Origin of the sequence: Halomonas sp. TA22 (assembly GCF_013009075.1) — a bacterium.
Taxonomy (GTDB): domain Bacteria; phylum Pseudomonadota; class Gammaproteobacteria; order Pseudomonadales; family Halomonadaceae; genus TA22.
Window position 1 is genome coordinate 734418 of the sequence record NZ_CP053108.1, and the last position, 15572, is coordinate 749989.

Annotated in this window: 16 protein-coding genes; 10 read left to right on the forward strand and 6 right to left on the reverse strand. The window is 66.5% G+C overall.

The genetic code is table 11. The annotated features are described in order from the left end of the window. Positions 1 to 107 precede the first annotated feature (107 nt). Genes HJD22_RS03325 through HJD22_RS03340 form a run of 4 tightly spaced genes read left to right on the forward strand, consistent with a single transcriptional unit; the run spans position 108 to position 4670 of the window. Positions 108 to 1211 (forward strand): TRAP transporter substrate-binding protein, encoded by a 1104-nt coding sequence (locus HJD22_RS03325; protein WP_208654233.1) that lies wholly within the window; start codon positions 108 to 110, stop codon positions 1209 to 1211. A gap of 1 nt (position 1212) precedes the next feature. Continuing rightward, complete coding sequence (locus HJD22_RS03330) at positions 1213 to 1722, forward strand: TRAP transporter small permease subunit (protein ID WP_208654234.1); 510 nt, start codon at positions 1213 to 1215, stop codon at positions 1720 to 1722. Then, the gene (locus HJD22_RS03335; protein WP_208656751.1) at positions 1722 to 3047 is read left to right on the forward strand and encodes a TRAP transporter large permease subunit; all 1326 of its coding nucleotides are present in this window, start codon (positions 1722 to 1724) and stop codon (positions 3045 to 3047) included. The genes HJD22_RS03330 and HJD22_RS03335 overlap by 1 nt, the downstream gene beginning before the upstream one ends. Positions 3048 to 3083: 36 nt before the next feature. Then, the gene (locus tag HJD22_RS03340) at positions 3084 to 4670 is read left to right on the forward strand and encodes a gamma-glutamyltransferase family protein (RefSeq protein WP_208654235.1); all 1587 of its coding nucleotides are present in this window, start codon (positions 3084 to 3086) and stop codon (positions 4668 to 4670) included. A gap of 30 nt (positions 4671 to 4700) precedes the next feature. On the opposite strand, the gene HJD22_RS03345 is transcribed toward HJD22_RS03340, so the two are convergent. From HJD22_RS03345 to HJD22_RS03355, 3 genes are all read right to left on the reverse strand, one after another. After that, positions 4701 to 5465, reverse strand: a complete 765-nt coding sequence (locus tag HJD22_RS03345) for a tRNA-uridine aminocarboxypropyltransferase (protein ID WP_208654236.1) — start codon at positions 5463 to 5465, stop codon at positions 4701 to 4703. A 75-nt stretch (positions 5466 to 5540) separates the two neighbouring features. Continuing rightward, positions 5541 to 5699, reverse strand: a complete 159-nt coding sequence (locus HJD22_RS03350; RefSeq protein ID WP_208654237.1) for a hypothetical protein — start codon at positions 5697 to 5699, stop codon at positions 5541 to 5543. After that, on the reverse strand, positions 5696 to 6427 hold the full coding sequence (locus tag HJD22_RS03355) for a Sir2 family NAD-dependent protein deacetylase (RefSeq protein WP_208654238.1): 732 nt from the start codon (positions 6425 to 6427) through the stop codon (positions 5696 to 5698). Before HJD22_RS03355 ends, HJD22_RS03350 begins: the two co-directional genes overlap by 4 nt. 178 nt (positions 6428 to 6605) lie before the next feature. Between HJD22_RS03355 and HJD22_RS03360 the strand changes: the two genes are divergently transcribed. The 6 genes from HJD22_RS03360 to HJD22_RS03385 all read left to right on the forward strand — a co-directional run bounded on the left by HJD22_RS03360 (position 6606) and on the right by HJD22_RS03385 (position 12676). After that, positions 6606 to 7391 carry a pseudouridine synthase gene (locus HJD22_RS03360; RefSeq protein ID WP_248730095.1) on the forward strand — a complete coding sequence of 262 codons (786 nt, stop codon included), beginning with the start codon at positions 6606 to 6608 and terminating at the stop codon, positions 7389 to 7391. Continuing rightward, a complete protein-coding gene (gene tcdA, locus HJD22_RS03365) occupies positions 7388 to 8230 on the forward strand; it encodes a tRNA cyclic N6-threonylcarbamoyladenosine(37) synthase TcdA (RefSeq protein ID WP_208654240.1) in 843 nt (280 codons plus the stop codon). Before HJD22_RS03360 ends, tcdA begins: the two co-directional genes overlap by 4 nt. Next, a complete protein-coding gene (locus HJD22_RS03370; protein WP_208654241.1) occupies positions 8227 to 8457 on the forward strand; it encodes a DUF1653 domain-containing protein in 231 nt (76 codons plus the stop codon). Before tcdA ends, HJD22_RS03370 begins: the two co-directional genes overlap by 4 nt. A 186-nt stretch (positions 8458 to 8643) precedes the next feature. Continuing rightward, positions 8644 to 9942, forward strand: a complete 1299-nt coding sequence (locus HJD22_RS03375; protein ID WP_208654242.1) for a cytochrome c — start codon at positions 8644 to 8646, stop codon at positions 9940 to 9942. Further along, on the forward strand, positions 9939 to 10424 hold the full coding sequence (locus HJD22_RS03380; RefSeq protein ID WP_208654243.1) for a (2Fe-2S)-binding protein: 486 nt from the start codon (positions 9939 to 9941) through the stop codon (positions 10422 to 10424). The genes HJD22_RS03375 and HJD22_RS03380 overlap by 4 nt, the downstream gene beginning before the upstream one ends. Beyond that, positions 10421 to 12676: a molybdopterin cofactor-binding domain-containing protein gene (locus tag HJD22_RS03385; RefSeq protein WP_208654244.1), complete on the forward strand. Its 2256-nt coding sequence runs from the start codon at positions 10421 to 10423 to the stop codon at positions 12674 to 12676. The genes HJD22_RS03380 and HJD22_RS03385 overlap by 4 nt, the downstream gene beginning before the upstream one ends. Positions 12677 to 12709: 33 nt before the next feature. Here the strand turns inward: HJD22_RS03385 and HJD22_RS03390 are convergent, their stop codons facing one another. Genes HJD22_RS03390 through HJD22_RS03400 form a run of 3 tightly spaced genes read right to left on the reverse strand, consistent with a single transcriptional unit; the run spans position 12710 to position 15317 of the window. Then, positions 12710 to 13474 (reverse strand): ABC transporter permease, encoded by a 765-nt coding sequence (locus HJD22_RS03390; protein WP_208654245.1) that lies wholly within the window; start codon positions 13472 to 13474, stop codon positions 12710 to 12712. Beyond that, positions 13471 to 14265 carry an ABC transporter ATP-binding protein gene (locus HJD22_RS03395; protein ID WP_208654246.1) on the reverse strand — a complete coding sequence of 265 codons (795 nt, stop codon included), beginning with the start codon at positions 14263 to 14265 and terminating at the stop codon, positions 13471 to 13473. Before HJD22_RS03395 ends, HJD22_RS03390 begins: the two co-directional genes overlap by 4 nt. A gap of 5 nt (positions 14266 to 14270) precedes the next feature. Next, positions 14271 to 15317 carry an ABC transporter substrate-binding protein gene (locus HJD22_RS03400; RefSeq protein WP_208654247.1) on the reverse strand — a complete coding sequence of 349 codons (1047 nt, stop codon included), beginning with the start codon at positions 15315 to 15317 and terminating at the stop codon, positions 14271 to 14273. Positions 15318 to 15572: the final 255 nt, after the last annotated feature.

Sequence of the window (15572 nt, forward strand, 5' to 3'; positions counted from 1 at the left end):
AATTCTCACAAAACATAAACCAACATAAAAAATCGATTTTATGGCATGCCCGTTGCATCGTTCAGTGAGCAACCCTGATCCCAACAATTCAAATGCATGGGTGAAACATGTCACTGTCTCGACGCAAGTTCCTCGCTACCGCTGCCGTATCCTCCACCGCCGGACTGATCATGGGGGCGCCCGCCATTGCGCGTGCTCAGTCGTCCGAAACGTTCCAGTGGCGCATGACCAACGCCTACGGCCCCGGCTCGCCCTTCTATGTCGAAGGCCCGGGCAGCCCTACCGACATCATTCGCAAGATCAACGCCATGTCCGGCGGACGACTGAACATTCAGCACTTCGCCGCCGGTGAACTAATCCCTGCCTTCGAAGGCTTCGAGGCGGTGCAGAGCGGCACCATCGAGATGAATGCCGCCAACAGCTACTTCTGGTCCGGCACCACCTTTGCCGCGCAGTACTTCACCACCGTGCCCTTCGGCATGAGTTACATGGGTCACATGGCCTGGCTCTACCATGGCGGCGGCCTCGAGCTGTGGCAGGAGGTCTACGAGCCCTACGGCCTGATGGCCCTGCCCATGAACAATACCGGCGTGCAGATGACCGGCTGGTTCCGCGAGCCGATCGAGGATGTCAGCCAGCTCAACGGCCTGCGCATGCGCATTCCGGGGCTGGCAGGCCAAGTCTATGCCGCGCTCGGTGTGGATGCTCGGGTGCTGCCGGGCGGCGAGATATTCCCTGCGCTGGAGCGTGGCGTGATCGATGCCGCCGAATTCGTCGGCCCCTACCAGGATCGCCGGCTGGGGCTGCAGAACGCCGCCAGGTACTACCACACCACCGGCTGGCACGAACCCGCCACCACCGGCGAGCTGCTGATCTCGAAGCGCCACTGGGATGCGTTACCCGAGGATCTGCAGATGATCGTGCGCAGCGCCTGCCAAGCCGCATGCCTGGAGAGTCTGACCTGGTCGGAGGCGGTGAATGGCGAGGCACTGACGGATCTGGTCGAGAACCACGGCGTGACGGCAACGGTGCTCCCCGAGCCGGTGGTGGCGGCACTGCGTGAAGCCACGCTCGATACACTGGCGACCCAGGCCAATGCCGACCCGCTGGTGCGCAAGGTCCATGACAGCTACATGACCTTCAAGGCCAATCACGATCGCTGGGCTGCCGTCAGCGAGGGGCCATGGCACAAAGACATCCTGGGAGTGTGAGATGAGAGCCGTGGAAACCTTCGTCCACGGGACCGAGGCGGTGGTGCGGTTCTTTGGTTGGGCTGCCGCCTGGATCTGCGTGCTGCTGGTGCTGATGGTCACGGGGGATGTCTTCCTGCGTTACTTCTTCCGGATCGGTGCATTGTGGCTCCAAGAGCTGCAGTGGCACCTCATCTCACCCATCGCGCTGTTCGGCATGTCCTACGCCCTCTACTGCGGGGAGCAGGTGCGGGTGGACGTGTTCTACGAGCGCTTTCCCGATGGGCTTCGCCGCGCCATCGAGGTGCTCGGCGGACTGCTGCTGATGGGTATAGCGCTCTATGTCGCCTGGCTGACACTACCCTGGCTCAGCCAATCCTGGTTGCGCAACGAAGGGTCACCCAACCCTGGTGGCCTACCCTGGCGCTGGGCGCTCAAGGCCTTCATCCCCTTCGGCTTCGTGCTGCTTGCCATGCAGAGCCTGGCACATGCGCTGCGTCACGCTTTTGCCCTTCCTCCACGAGGTGAATGATGTCTCCCAATGAGTGGCTAGCGATCGGCATGATCGTGGCATTCTTCGTGCTGCTGTTGATTGGCTTGCCAGTGGGCATCGCGATCGCCGCCACGGCCTTCGTCTTCGGCTACGTCGGCTTCGGTCCCATGCTGTTCAACCTGCTACCGTCGCGCATCTACGGGGTAGTGACGAATTACACCTTCATGGCCATACCGCTGTTCGTGTTCATGGGCGTGATGCTCGAGAAATCGAAACTGGCCGAGGAGCTGATCGATGTGGTCGGCCACCTGTTCGGTGGCGTCTCAGGTGGCATGGGGGTGGCGATCATCTTCGTCGGCGTCCTGCTGGGTGCGGCCACCGGCATCGTCGGGGCCACCATCGTTACTCTCGGCCTGCTGACGCTGCCGACCCTGCTTCGCCGCGGCTATCCCAAGTCTCTGGCGACGGGGATGATCTGCGCCTCGGGAACCCTCGGGCAGATCATCCCGCCAAGCCTGGTACTGATCCTGCTGGCCGAGATTCTTGGGGAATCCGTCGGCACCATGTTCGCCGCCGCCATGGTGCCCGGCCTGACCCTGGCAGCGGTCTACATCATCGCCATTCTGGGTCTGGCCGCGCTGCGCCCGGGCTTGATGCCGCCGATTCCCCTGGAGGAGCGCTCCGCCATGTCGCGCGGCGTGCTGGTTCGCAAGGTGCTGCTGGTGGTGGGCCCGCCGGTCGGCCTGGTGGTGGCGGTGCTCGGCTCGATCATCGGTGGCATTGCCGCGCCCACCGAGGCGGCCGCCATGGGGGCGGTCGGTGCCATGCTGTTCGTCGCGCTCTCCGGCCGCCTGACGCTGGGCCTGCTCACGGAGGTGGCCAAGGCCACACTGCTGATTTCCGCCATGGTGTTCTTCATTCTGATCTGCGCCCAGGTCTTCGGCCTGGCCTTCCGTGGCTTGGGCGGCGAACATCTGGTGGGTCGCATGTTCGACTGGGTCCCGGGCGGCGAGTCCGGTGCGCTGCTGTTCATGCTGCTGCTGATGTTCGTGCTCGGCTTCTTCCTCGAGTGGATCGAGATCACCTATATCGCCCTGCCGCTGTTCCTGCCGTTCTTCGTCCAGATGGGCGTGGACATGGTGTGGATGGGTATACTGATCGGCCTGATCCTGCAGACCTCGTTTCTGACCCCGCCCTTCGGCTGGTCGCTGTTCTTCCTCAAGGGGGTTGCCCCCCGGGAGGTGAGTACGCTGGACATCTACAAGGGAGCGCTGCCGTTCATTGCACTGCAGTTCCTGGCAGTGGGGCTGGTGTTTGCCTTTCCCGCCATCGCCACCTGGCTACCCGCGGCGATAGGCTGGTGAGCCGATCCGCATAAGAAGAATCAACAAGGAGAGCCGATGATTCACACTCGACGCAGTTACGGCGGCATGTGCGTAGCCCCCCACCATCTTGCCGCCGAAGCGGGACGCGACGTGCTCAAGGAGGGCGGCAACGCCGTGGAAGCGATGGTCGCGGCGGCCGCGACCATCGCCGTGGTCTATCCGCACATGAACGCCATCGGCGGCGACGGCTTCTGGCTGATCCACGAGCCCGGCAAGGCGCCGGTGGCGATCGACGCCTGCGGCCCCGCCGCCGGCCTCGCCACGCCCGAGTTCTACGCCGGCCATGACGCCATTCCCGAGCGCGGCCCGCTGGCAACCCTGACCATGGCCGGCACCGTGGGCGGTTGGCAGGAGGCGCTCGAGGTGTCGCGGGGCTGGGGCGGCAAACTGCCGCTATCGCGACTGTTCGGCGATGCCGCCCACCATGCCCGCCAGGGTGTGGCGGTGTCGAAAAGCCAGCAGGCGCTGACGACTCGCCACCGCCACACCTTGGTCGGCAGCCCAGGCTTCGCCGAGACGTTCCTCGTCGACGGCAACGCGCCTGTCGAGGGCAGCCGCCTGCGCCAGCCCCGCCTGGCGACGACGCTCGAGCATCTCGCCAAGGCGGGGCTTGACGATTTCTATCGCGGCGAGCTCGCCGCCGGCATGGCGCGCGACCTGGAAGCGCTGGGCAGCCCGCTGCGTCTGGCGGATTTCGCCAGCTACCGCGCCCAGCGGGTCGCCCCGCTCGAGGTTGCCCTCAAGGATGCCACACTCTACAACCTGCCCGCCCCCACCCAGGGCATCGCCTCGCTGCTGATCCTGGCGCTCTATGAGCGGCTCGAGGTGGCCGAAGGCAAGAGCGTGGCCCACCTGCATGGGCTGATCGAGGCGACCAAGCGCGCCTTCATCCTGCGCGACCGCTGCGTGACCGATCCCGGTCGCTTGCCGGTGACGCTGCAGAGCCTGCTCGAGGAGGACAATCTCATCCGGGAGGCCGCGCAAATCGACATGGCCAGTGCCCTGCCCTGGCCCCATGAGCCGGCAGCTGGCGATACCATCTGGATGGGTTGCGTGGATGCTGAAGGCCGTGCGGTGAGCTTCATCCAGAGCATCTTCTGGGAGTTCGGCAGCGGTGTGGTGTTGCCCGAGAGCGGTGTGCTGTGGCAGAACCGCGGCATCAGCTTCGAGCTGGACGGAGAAGCGCTGCGCGGCCTCGCCCCGGGCCGCAAGCCCTTTCATACGCTCAACCCCGCCCTGGCCCGCTTCCGGGATGGGCGCACGCTGGTCTACGGCACCATGGGCGGCGAGGGTCAGCCGCAGACCCAGGCCGCGGTGTTCTCCCGCTACGCCTTCCAAGGCGAAAGCCTGCAGCAGGCGGTGACGGCGCCGCGCTGGCTACTTGGCCGTACTTGGGGCGAGAGCACCACCACTCTCAAGCTGGAGCCGCGCTTCTACCCCGCCATGGTCTCGGCACTGCGTGCCCTGGGTCACGAGGTGGAGGTGCTGGAGGAAGCCTTCAGCGACACCATGGGCCACGCCGGGGGCATCGTGCATCACCCGGACGGGCTGATCGAGGGCGCCCACGACCCGCGCAGTGACGGCGGCGCGGCGGGCTATTGAGCTGGTTGATCGATGAAACCGCCAGGAGAACTAGTCCTCCTGGCGGGCCAGCAAGCGACGCATGGCGACAGTGGGTCGCTCCAGCTTGTGATGGGTGCGGCTCGCCGCGTAGCTGTCGTTGAAGGCGTCGAAGTAGTCGTCGAGAACCCCGGCAGCCTCTCCGTCCCCGCTTTGACGCAGCAGTTCGATGGCCACCTCGGCGGTACACAGATGCGCTTGTGATGCCGGCTTGCGCAGGCGATAGCGCGTCTGACGCTGGGTTGCCAGCGGCAGTACCGGCAGTCTCTCCAGGTAGGGGCTCTTGCGAAACATGCGACGCGCCTGACGCCAGGTGCCGTCGAGGATGATGAAGACCGGAATTCGCGCCTGCGTTTTGGCCTCGCCGATCGCCTCGATCCCCACCACACGCTCAGCGTAGTCGGGCTGGTCGTCGGGAAAGATGATGAAGGGGGCATAGGCCGGATCGCCGAGCAGCGCCATCAGGCGTTCGTCGGGCGTCGTGCGATACCAGGTGAACACCTCGGTGGTATCGAGCACGTCGCTGATCAACCGCCCGGTATTGGTCGGCTTGTGATGCTCCAACGGATGGGTCAGCAGCCAGACACGAGCATGGCTCTCGGCCGTGACGCGGTAGGGGCACAGGCAGTTGAGCGCCGGCAGGCCACACCCCGCACAGCGCGTGACGAAGCTGCCACGCGCCTTGAACTCGCGACGCACCGGGCGCGTATGCCCAGTGGCGGGGTCGTGGGCGCACAAGGGGTCCGGCGCATCCTCTCGGCAGATATCGTCAGGCATGGCATCACGCAAATCGCAAAGGGGCGGCATTCTAGCATGGCCGCCTGCGAATCATCCCCCTCACGCCGCTCCTGCCTACCCTATGTCGCCAACGCCCCCGGCGGCAATCAGCGCAATCATCAACTGAGCAATGCTCGAGAGCATACGCCACACCGGCACTCTGGCGGCCAGCACCATACCGGTGGTGAGCTCGGCGGAGAGCCACACCAGCGATACGCCAAGCGCCGCCGTCATCCCAGCAGTGTCTCAGGTACCCACAATCTGCCCTCCTGGCGCCAGTGGCTCACCAGTGCCGGCACCCCCGTGCCGGCCGGCTGAGAGAGGCGCGTCACGCCCGGTGGGGCGAGCGTTTCGGCCTGGGGGTCGACGAGTATCGCCGCCACGTCCATGGGCACCTGATGCAGCAGCGACGCGGCGGGCATCACGGCAAGCGAGGTACCCACCACCAGCAGCAGGTCAGCCTGCTCGACGATCTCGCACGCCTCACCGTAGCGCGGTACCGCCTCGCCGAACCACACCACATCGGGACGCAGCTGGCTGCCCATGTCGCATATGTCGCCCATGCGGATACCGCGGCGCGTCAACGGGTAGCGCAGGCGGGCATCGACACTCGAGCGCGCCTTGAGAATTTCACCATGCAGGTGCAGCACGTCGGTCGAGCCAGCCCGCTCGTGAAGGTCGTCGATGTTCTGGGTGACGATGCTCACCCGAAAACCCTGCCGCTCAAGCTCCGCCAGGGCAAGGTGGGCCGCATTGGGGCATGCCCGTCGCACCTGCTTGCGACGCTGGTCGTAGAAGCGCAGCACCTGTTCGGGATCGCGGTGCCACGCCGCGGGCGTGGCCACGTCCTCCACACGATGGTTCTCCCACAGGCCATCGCTGGCGCGAAATGTCTGGATGCCGCTTTCGGCACTGATCCCGGCACCTGTGAACACTACGAGATGAGGGCGTTGGTCAGTCATGGTTAAGGACCTTAATTCAGGCACTCCCTTCGGTCAAAGCGAAGCACGCCGAGCCACGGGTGACTTACATGCCGCCAGCGGCGACAATGCCTCTCCATTCTGCGTTGCCACCGACGACTCCATGCCCCCCACGAATTCAATTGATGCAGCGTTGCCTGAGATAGTTCCACTTCGGCAATTGTCTGCTCCCTTGCCGATCCTCTATCGTGACGCGCATCTGGTCGCGATCGCCAAGCCCTCCGGCCTGCTCGTGCACCGCACCAAGCTTGCCCATGGCGATACCCGCTTCGTGGTCCAGACCCTGCGCGACCAGCTCGGCCAGTACGTCTATCCGGTGCACCGCCTCGACCGGCCTACCTCCGGGGTGATGGTCCTGGCGCTCTCGTCGGAGATCGCGGCGCGCCTTGCCGAGGCGTTCTCCCGCCAGCAGGTGAGCAAGCGCTACCTGGCGGTAGTGCGCGGGGTGGGGCCACAGCAGGAGACGTTGAGCTATGCCCTGCGCGAGGAGGATGGCAGCCGTCCCAAGGCGGAGATGCCGGCCCTGTCTGCCGTCACCGAGGTGCGCAGGCTGGATAGCGTCGAGTTGCCGGTACAGGTCGACCGCTACCCCAGCACTCGCTATTCGTTGATGGAGGCGCGCCCGCTGACCGGACGCCGCCATCAGATCCGTCGCCACCTCTCGCAGCGGGGCTATCCGATCATCGGCGATGCCAAGCACGGCAAGGGTAACCACAACCGCTTCTTTCGCGACAGGCTCGACGCCCCCCGGCTGCTGCTCGCCGCGGTGGAACTCTCCTTCATGCACCCCGTCGAAGGGGCTCGCCTCACCCTTGGCGCCGGGCTAGAGAGTGACATGCTGCAGCTCTTCGAGCGCTTCGGCTGGTCCGGGCATGCGCCGGTTGCGCATGCCACACTCCATGCCACGGCCCATGATCCGCTATCAACGACTACCCTGACCCTATGACCGACACAGACGCCACACCCCGCAACGACGATTACGACTTTCGCTTTGGCGGCATCCGCCGTCTCTATGGCACGCTAGCCGCAGATGCCTTTCGCCGCGCCCATGTGGTGGTGGTCGGCGTCGGCGGTGTGGGAAGTTGGACGGTGGAGGCGCTGGCGCGGGCCGGCATCGGCAAGCTGACGCTGATCGATCTCGACGACGTCTGCGTCTCCAACATCAATCGCCAGCTGCATGCGCTTGACGGCACCATCGGTCGCCCCAAGGTCGAGGTGCTTGCCGAGCGCTGCCGGGCGATCCATCCCAGTATCGAAGTGATCGCCGACTGCGCCTTCGTCACTCCCCACAACCTGGCCGAACGCATCCCCGAAGATGCCGACCATCTGGTCGATGCCATCGATAACGTCGCCGCCAAGGCCGCGCTGATCGCCTGGTGCAAGCGCCGCAAGCTGCCCATCACCGTGACCGGCGCCGCTGGCGGCCAGAGCGACCCGACCCGTATTCGCATCGCCGATCTCTCACGCACCGAGCACGACCCCCTGCTGGCCAAGGTGCGCGCTCGGCTGCGCCGCGACCACGGCTTCTCGCGCAACCCCAAGCGGCGCTTCTCGGTGGAGTGCGTCTACTCCGACGAGCAGCTCGTCTACCCCGACAACAACGGCGAAGTGTGCCTGCAAAAGCCCGGCGGCAACGAGCCCACCCGCCTGGACTGCGCCAGCGGCTTTGGCGCGGCCACCTTCGTCACCGGCAGCTTCGGCTTCACTGCGGCGGCCCGGGTGATGGAGCGTCTGGCCCGCCGCGCCAGGCAAGCCGCCACGAATGAGACAGGAGAAGACGCGTGAACGACGCTGCACGCCCGGTTCCGGGCATCTATCGCCACTACAAGGGGGCACGCTATGAAGTGCTCGGCATCTCGCGTCATAGCGAAAACGAGGAGGAGCTGGTGGTCTACCGTGCGCTCTACGGCGACTACGGACTGTGGGTCAGGCCACTTGGGATGTTCTGCGAGGGTGTCGTGATAGAGGGCGAAACGCGACCGCGCTTCGCCTTGGAGATACCTTTCACCTGACACACCTCACCGCTCGATATCATCGGTGCGCATTCTGTCCGCTACGAAGCGCCCGCTTTGACCGATGAAAAAAAGGCACTTACGCTTTCCTTGAAAGACGCAGCCAAGCACACGAACAAGAATCGACCTCCCGCGCACCTGAACAGAGGTGCCTGATGGGTAACGATTTGGCAAGGAGAGCCGCCTATGCGGATCGTGTACATTGCTGGCGGGCTACTGCTGGCCGTGGCAGCAGGTGGAGCCGGTGTCGCGGCACTTGCCTGGCAGCCCGAAATCGATCCGACCCCTCCTCCCGAACGAACCACCTTCGATCCCGCGATGATCGCCGAAGGTGAAAGGCTGGCAGCCATTGGCAACTGCCTTCACTGTCATACCGCTCCTGATGGCAGACCCTATGCGGGTGGATATCCACTGGAGACGCCATTCGGCACGATCTACGGTACCAATATCACGCCCGACCCGGACACCGGGATCGGCAACTGGTCGGAAGCGGCCTTCCAGCGCGCCATGTCGGAAGGCGTGGATCGCTCAGGCCAACACCTCTATCCGGGCTTTCCCTACGACCACTTCACCCTGGTCAGCCAGCGCGACAACCAGGCCCTCTACGCCTACCTGATGACCCGCGAGCCGGTGCGCGCCGAGACGCCGCCGAACGAGCTGCCCTGGCCGCTGCGCTTTCGCCCGCTGCTGGCGGGCTGGAAACTGCTGTTTCTCGACGACGAGAGGTTCCGTCCGGACCCGGACCGCTCGGATGAGTGGAACCGCGGCGCCTATCTGGTCGAGGGGCTGGCCCACTGCGGCGCCTGCCATACCCCGCGCAACTTCCTCGGCGCGCGCCAGAGCGGCCGGCCCCTGGCCGGCGGGGAGTCGGAAGGCTGGCACGCCCCGGCCCTGAACGACGCCTCCACGGCGCCGGTGCCCTGGAGCGAGGAGAGCCTGTTCGCCTACCTGCGCGAGGGGCTTAGCACGAACCACGCGCAGGCGGCCGGGCCGATGGCCCCGGTGGTGCGCAACCTCTCCCTCGCGCCGGACAGCGACATCCAGGCGATGGCCCATTACATCGCCGACCGGATGGGCGCAGCGGAGGAGGCCGAGGCGGCCCCAGCGGCCGAACAGGTGCGCAACGCATCGCCGCCGGGGCAGGAGCGGGCCGCGACGCTCTATGCCGGTGCCTGCGCCACCTGCCACGAAGCGGGCGGCCCGCTGCGGTTCCAGACACAGATCAGCCTGGAGCGGGCGACCTCCCTCGCCCTGCCCGACCCGCGCAACGCCATCCAGGTCATCCTGCACGGCATCGACACGCCGACGCTCGAGGCGGAGCCGCTGATGCCGGGCTTCGCCAACGCCTTGAGCGACGAGCAGGTGGCGGACCTGACGGCCTATCTGCGCGCCCGCTTCACCGATCTGCCCGCCTGGGACGACCTGGAAGACGAGGTCGCCCGTGCCCGCGCCTCGGACGCCGAACAGGAGACCACATCGCGATGATCACCTTGACCGTGAACGGCCGGGAACACCGCATCGACGCCGATCCGCAGACGCCGCTGCTCTACGTGCTGCGCGAGGACCTCGAGTTGAACGGGGCGAAGTTCGGCTGCGGCCTGGGGCAGTGCGGCTCGTGCATGGTGCTGGCCGACGGCGCGCCGGTGATCTCCTGCGTCACCCCGCTGGCGGCCATGCAGGGTCGGAGGATCACGACCGTCGAGGACCTGGGCACCCTCGACGATCCGGGACCGCTGCAGCGCGCCTTCATCGAGGAGCAGGCAGCCCAGTGCGGCTACTGCATCCCCGGTTTCATGATCAGCGCCCAGGCGCTGCTCGAGCGCACCGCCTCGCCCACGGACGAGGAGATCGGCGATGCCCTGCACCCGCACCTGTGCCGCTGCGGCACCCACCTGAGGATCTTCAAGGCGGTACGCCGCGCCGCCCAGCTCATGCAGGCCGAGGGTGCGCGGGAGGAGACATCATGACCCGGCCCGCGAACGCCTTCTCCCGCCCGCTCTCCAGGCGCGCCTTCCTCGGCGGCGGCGCGCTGCTGGTCGGCTTCATGATGATGCCGGGACGCCTGTGGGCGCAGCAGGACGACGCTGCGCTACCCGGCTCCCTCGACGACGACCCGTTGCTCGACTCGTGGATTCGCATCGATGACGACGGCGCGATCACCGTCCTCACCGGCAAGGCGGAGCTGGGCCAGGGCATCAAGACGGCGCTGCTCCAGGTCGCTGCGGAGGAGCTCGGCGTCGGTCCCGACGCCATCGAACTGGTGACGCTGGTCACCGCCGACACCGCCAGGACGCCGGACGAGAGCTTCACCGCCGGCAGCCAGTCCATGCAGGACAGCGCCACCGCCATCCTGCACGCCGCGGCGCAGGTGCGCGGCATCCTGCAGGCGCTGGCGGCGCAGCGCCTGGGCGTGCCGGCCGAGGAGCTGCGTGCCGGGGGCGGCGCCATCGTGGCGCCGGACGGCACGACGCTCGACTACGGCGAGCTGGTGGCCGGGGGGCACCTGGAGGGGATCGAGGCACGCCCCGACTCGCCATTGAAGGACCCCGGCGACTATGCGTTGATCGGGCGCGACGTGCCGCGGGTCGACATTCCGGCGAAGGTCACCGGCGCGCCGGCCTACGTGCAGGACATGCGCCTGCCGGGCATGGTGCATGCCCGCGTGGTTCGCCCGCCGAGCTATTCCGCCCGTTTGCGCGAAGTCGAGACCTCCGAGGTCGAGGACATGCCCGGCGTGGTCGGCGTTCACCGCGACGGCAACTACCTCGCCGTGGTCGCCGAGCGCGAGTGGCAGGCGATCGTCGCCGCCCGCGTCCTCGCCCGTACCGCGCGATGGGACGAGGCGCGGAGCCTGCCCGACGAGACCGCGCTGTTCGAGGCGCTGCTCGCCCTTGAGTCGGAGGACGACGTGGTCCACGACCGGCGGGAGATGCCGGCCGCGGCGGAAAGCGTGCACCGGCTGGAGGCGGAGTACCGGCGCGGCTACCAGATCCACGGCTCGATCGGCCCCTCCTGCGCCATCGGCCTGTTCGAGAACGACGCGCTGACGGTGTGGTCGCACGCCCAGGGCATGTACCCGCTGCGCGAAGCGCTGGCCGAGATGCTGGGCATGCCGGAGGAGCGGGTGCGCTGCATCCATGTCGAAGGCTCCGGCTGCTACGGCCACAATGGAGCCGACGACGCCGGGGCCGACGCCGCGCTGCTGGCGCGCGCGTTTCCCGGGCGGGCGGTGCGCGTGCAGTGGATGCGCGAGGAGGAGCACTGCTGGGAGCCGTTCGGCCCGGCCATGCTGTCGCGGGTTCGCGGCGCCCTCGACGCCGAGGGCCGGATCGTCGACTGGGACTACGAGGTCTGGAGCAACGCCCACTCGACCCGGCCCGGCGGCGCCGGGGCGCTGATGCCCGCCTGGCACCTGGCGCAGCCGTTCGAGCCCGAGCCCCCCACGCCGATCCCGCAGCCGACCGGCGGCGGCGATCGCAACGCGATCCCGCTCTACGCCCTGCCCAACGCGCGCGTCACCCACCACTTCATCCCGCAGATGCCGCTGCGCGTCTCGGCGCTGCGCGCGCTGGGCGGCTACATGAACGTCTTCGCCCTGGAGAGCTTCATGGACGAGCTGGCGCGGGAGGCCGAGCTCGATCCCGTCGAATTCCGGCTACGCCATCTGCAGGACGAGCGGGCCCGAGACGTGATCGCGCTGGCGGCCGAGCGCTTCGACTGGGCAAACGGTGCGACTCTTCCATCCGGACACGGCCGAGGCTTCGGCTTCGCCCAGTACAAGAACCTGGCGGCCTACTGCGCGGTGGCGGTGGAGGTGGCGGTCGAGCGGGAGACCGGGACCGCGCGCCTGGTCCGCGCGGTCGCCGCCATCGACAGCGGACAGGCGGTCAACCCCGACGGCATTCGCAACCAGACCGAGGGCGGCATCATCCAGGCCACCAGCTGGACCTTGCTGGAGCAGGTCCGCTTCGACCGGACCCGCATCACCAGCCTCGACTGGAGCCGCTACCCGATACTGCGCTTCGACCAGGTGCCCGATCCCGACCGCGTCGAGGTGCATGTGATCGACCGCCCGGGGGCTCCCTACCTGGGCACCGGCGAGGCCGCCCAGGGGCCGACCGCCGGCGCCATCGCCAACGCGATCGCCGACGCCACCGGCGTGCGGCTGCGCGAGCTTCCCATCACCCGTCAACGCATCAAGGCGGCGATCGGTCCATGACGTCTCGATGCGCCATGCGGCAGCGTCCACCTGCTAGCGATTCTGGCCGCGATGCGCCCACCCCGTCATGCGCTTCTCCAGAAAGGCGAAGAGCTCGTACATCACCATCGCCATGGCGCTGATCACCACTAGTCCGGCAAACACCAATGGCATCCGCATCTGCGAACCGGCGCTCATCATCAGGTAGCCGATGCCCTGGTTGGAAGCCACCGTCTCCGAGACCACCGTACCGACGAAGGCCAGCGTGATGGCGATCTTGAGCGAGGCGAAGAAGTAGGGCAGCGAGCGTGGCAGGCCGACCTTGAGCAACACGTCCAGCCGACGCGCGCCCAGTACGCGCAGCACATCCTCGAGCTCCGGCTCCAGGGTCGCGAGCCCGGTGGCGACGTTGACCACGATGGGGAAGAAGCAGATCAGGAAGGCGGTGAGGATCGCCGGCACCGAGCCGATGCCGAACCACACTACCAGGATCGGCACGAAAGCGACCTTGGGTATGGCGTTGAAGCCCACCAGCAGCGGATAGCAGGCGTGGTAGAGAAAGCGCGACGAGCCGACGACGAAGCCCAGCGCCAGCCCCACCACCACGCCAAGGGCGAAGCCCGCCATGGTGGTCCAGAAGGTCTGCCAGGAGTGCACGCCGATGGGCCCGGCGAAGGTGACCAGTGCCTGGGCGGTGGCCCAGGGGCCGGGGAAGATGAATTCGGGCACGCCCATGATCCGCACGATCGCTTCCCAGATCGCGACCAGCCCGACGACGGCCACCCAGGGGGCGATCCGCTCACGTGTCCTTGGGGTCATGTCCGCCCTCCTCTTATCTCGCCTATCCTGGCACGCAGCTCGAGCACCAGTTGAGTGAAGGGCTCGCTGTAGGTCACCTCCAGCTCACGGGGGCGGGGCAGCTCAATCTCGCGACATTCCAGGATACGACCGGGGCGCTTGCTCATCACGTAGACGGTGTCGGCCAGAAAGGCGGCCTCGCGCAGGTCGTGGGTGACCAGCACCACGGTGAAGCGCTGCGCCTCCCACAGGTCGCGCAGAATGCACCACAGCTCCTCCCGGGTGAAGGCGTCCAGCGCCCCGAACGGCTCGTCGAGCATCAACAGGCGCGGCTCGTGGATCAGTGCTCGACAGATCGAGGCGCGCTGCTGCATGCCACCGGAGAGCTGCCACGGGTACTGGTCTTCATACCCCTCCAAACCCACGGTCTTGAGCAGCTGGCGGGCGCGCTCGCGAAACTCCTCCTTGCGCTTGCGGAACTGCGAGCGATACGGCTTGACGATCTCCAGCGGCAGCAGCACGTTGTCCAGCGTGGTGCGCCATGGCAACAGATTGGCATTCTGGAATGCCATGCCGCTAATCTTGAGCGGCCCGCTGACCGGCTCGCCATCGACCGTCACGCATCCTTGCGTGGGGCCGTGTAGCCCCGTACATAGCTTCATGAAGGTGGACTTGCCGCAACCGCTCGGCCCGACGAAGGCGACGAATTCACCCTCCTCGATATCGAGGGTGATCTCCTCGATGGCGTTGCCGCTGGTGTCGTAGGCCAGACTGACCCCATCGAAGCGCACGAAGGGCGTGAAAGCTGCCAATGTCGTCACTCCGAGCGCTCGGGGAAGATCATGCGCGCTTCCTGTTGAGGCAGGAAGCGTGAGGTAAAGACCTGTTCGGCCTCAGGGACGGCAGCCAGCCCGTAGGCATCGGCCACTTGTTGGATCGACTCGCGCAGGCGCGCCTCATCGACGGCACCGGCACCATTGGCACGCGCCTCCTCGGTATCGATGGAGCCCTCGATGGCGAGCTTGAGCCGCCGCGTCTCCATCTCCACATCGATCAGCCCATCGCGGGCGCGCACGTATTCGATGGCGGCGTCGGGATCGGCCAATGTCTCCTTCAACGCCCGGTTGAAGGCGCGCAGGAAGCCCTCCACTGCCTCGGGGTTCTGCTCGGCGAAATCCTGGCGAGCCATGATCGCGTTGCCGTAGAGCGGTACGCCGTAGTCGGGGAACGGCATGATGGTCAGCGCCTCCTCGCTCATGCCGCGCCCTTCGAGATTGAGCAGGCTGGTGAAGTAGAAACCGGTGATGGCATCCACGTCGCCACGCTCGAGCAGCGTCTCGCGCAGCGCCGGATCGACGTTCTGCCAGGTCACGCTGTCGGTATCGATGCCATTGGCGTTGGCGAAGATCCCCCAGGCCCGGTAGCCGGTATCGAAGGCCGGCGCAGCCAGGGTCTTGCCGACCAGATCAGCGGGCGTTTCGATGTCTCGATCCTTGCGTGCCAGTACCGCTGCCGGCGAACCGTCGTAGACTACGTAGACGCCCTGGATGCCCGGGGCATCGGGGTTCTCGGCGAGGAACTCGACCAGGGCGTTGAGATCGCCGAAGCCCATCTCGTAGGCACCGGAGGCGATACGATTGATCGCCCCGGCGGAGCCGCTGCCGGAATCGACCTGCACGGACAATCCTTCGTCGGCGAAATAGCCCCGGTCGACCGCCATCAGGAAGGGCGCCGAAGGCCCCTCGAAGCGCCAGTCGAGTTGGAAACGGATACGTGTCTCATCGGCATGCGACAACGAGGCGGAGCACAGGGAGAAGCCAAGCAGCCCGGCGATCAGCGCCTGGCGGGAACGGAAGCGACTCATGAAGAAGATCTCTACATTAGGTGGTCGCTTTTGTAATGCAGTTTTCTTGCCAATGTCTCGCGAAACACCAAACGTCAATCTTTGCGCGCCATCTTGGGGCACCGTACTCCGGGCGACACTACTCGGGACGCACTAAAATGGAACGCACAGAAAACAACAAGGCACCAATAGGATGCCTTGTTGTGTATGACAGTTAACTGAAAGGGTGCACGCTAGCCGGATGTATATCGCACCCGGCCATGCAGCCCATTAACG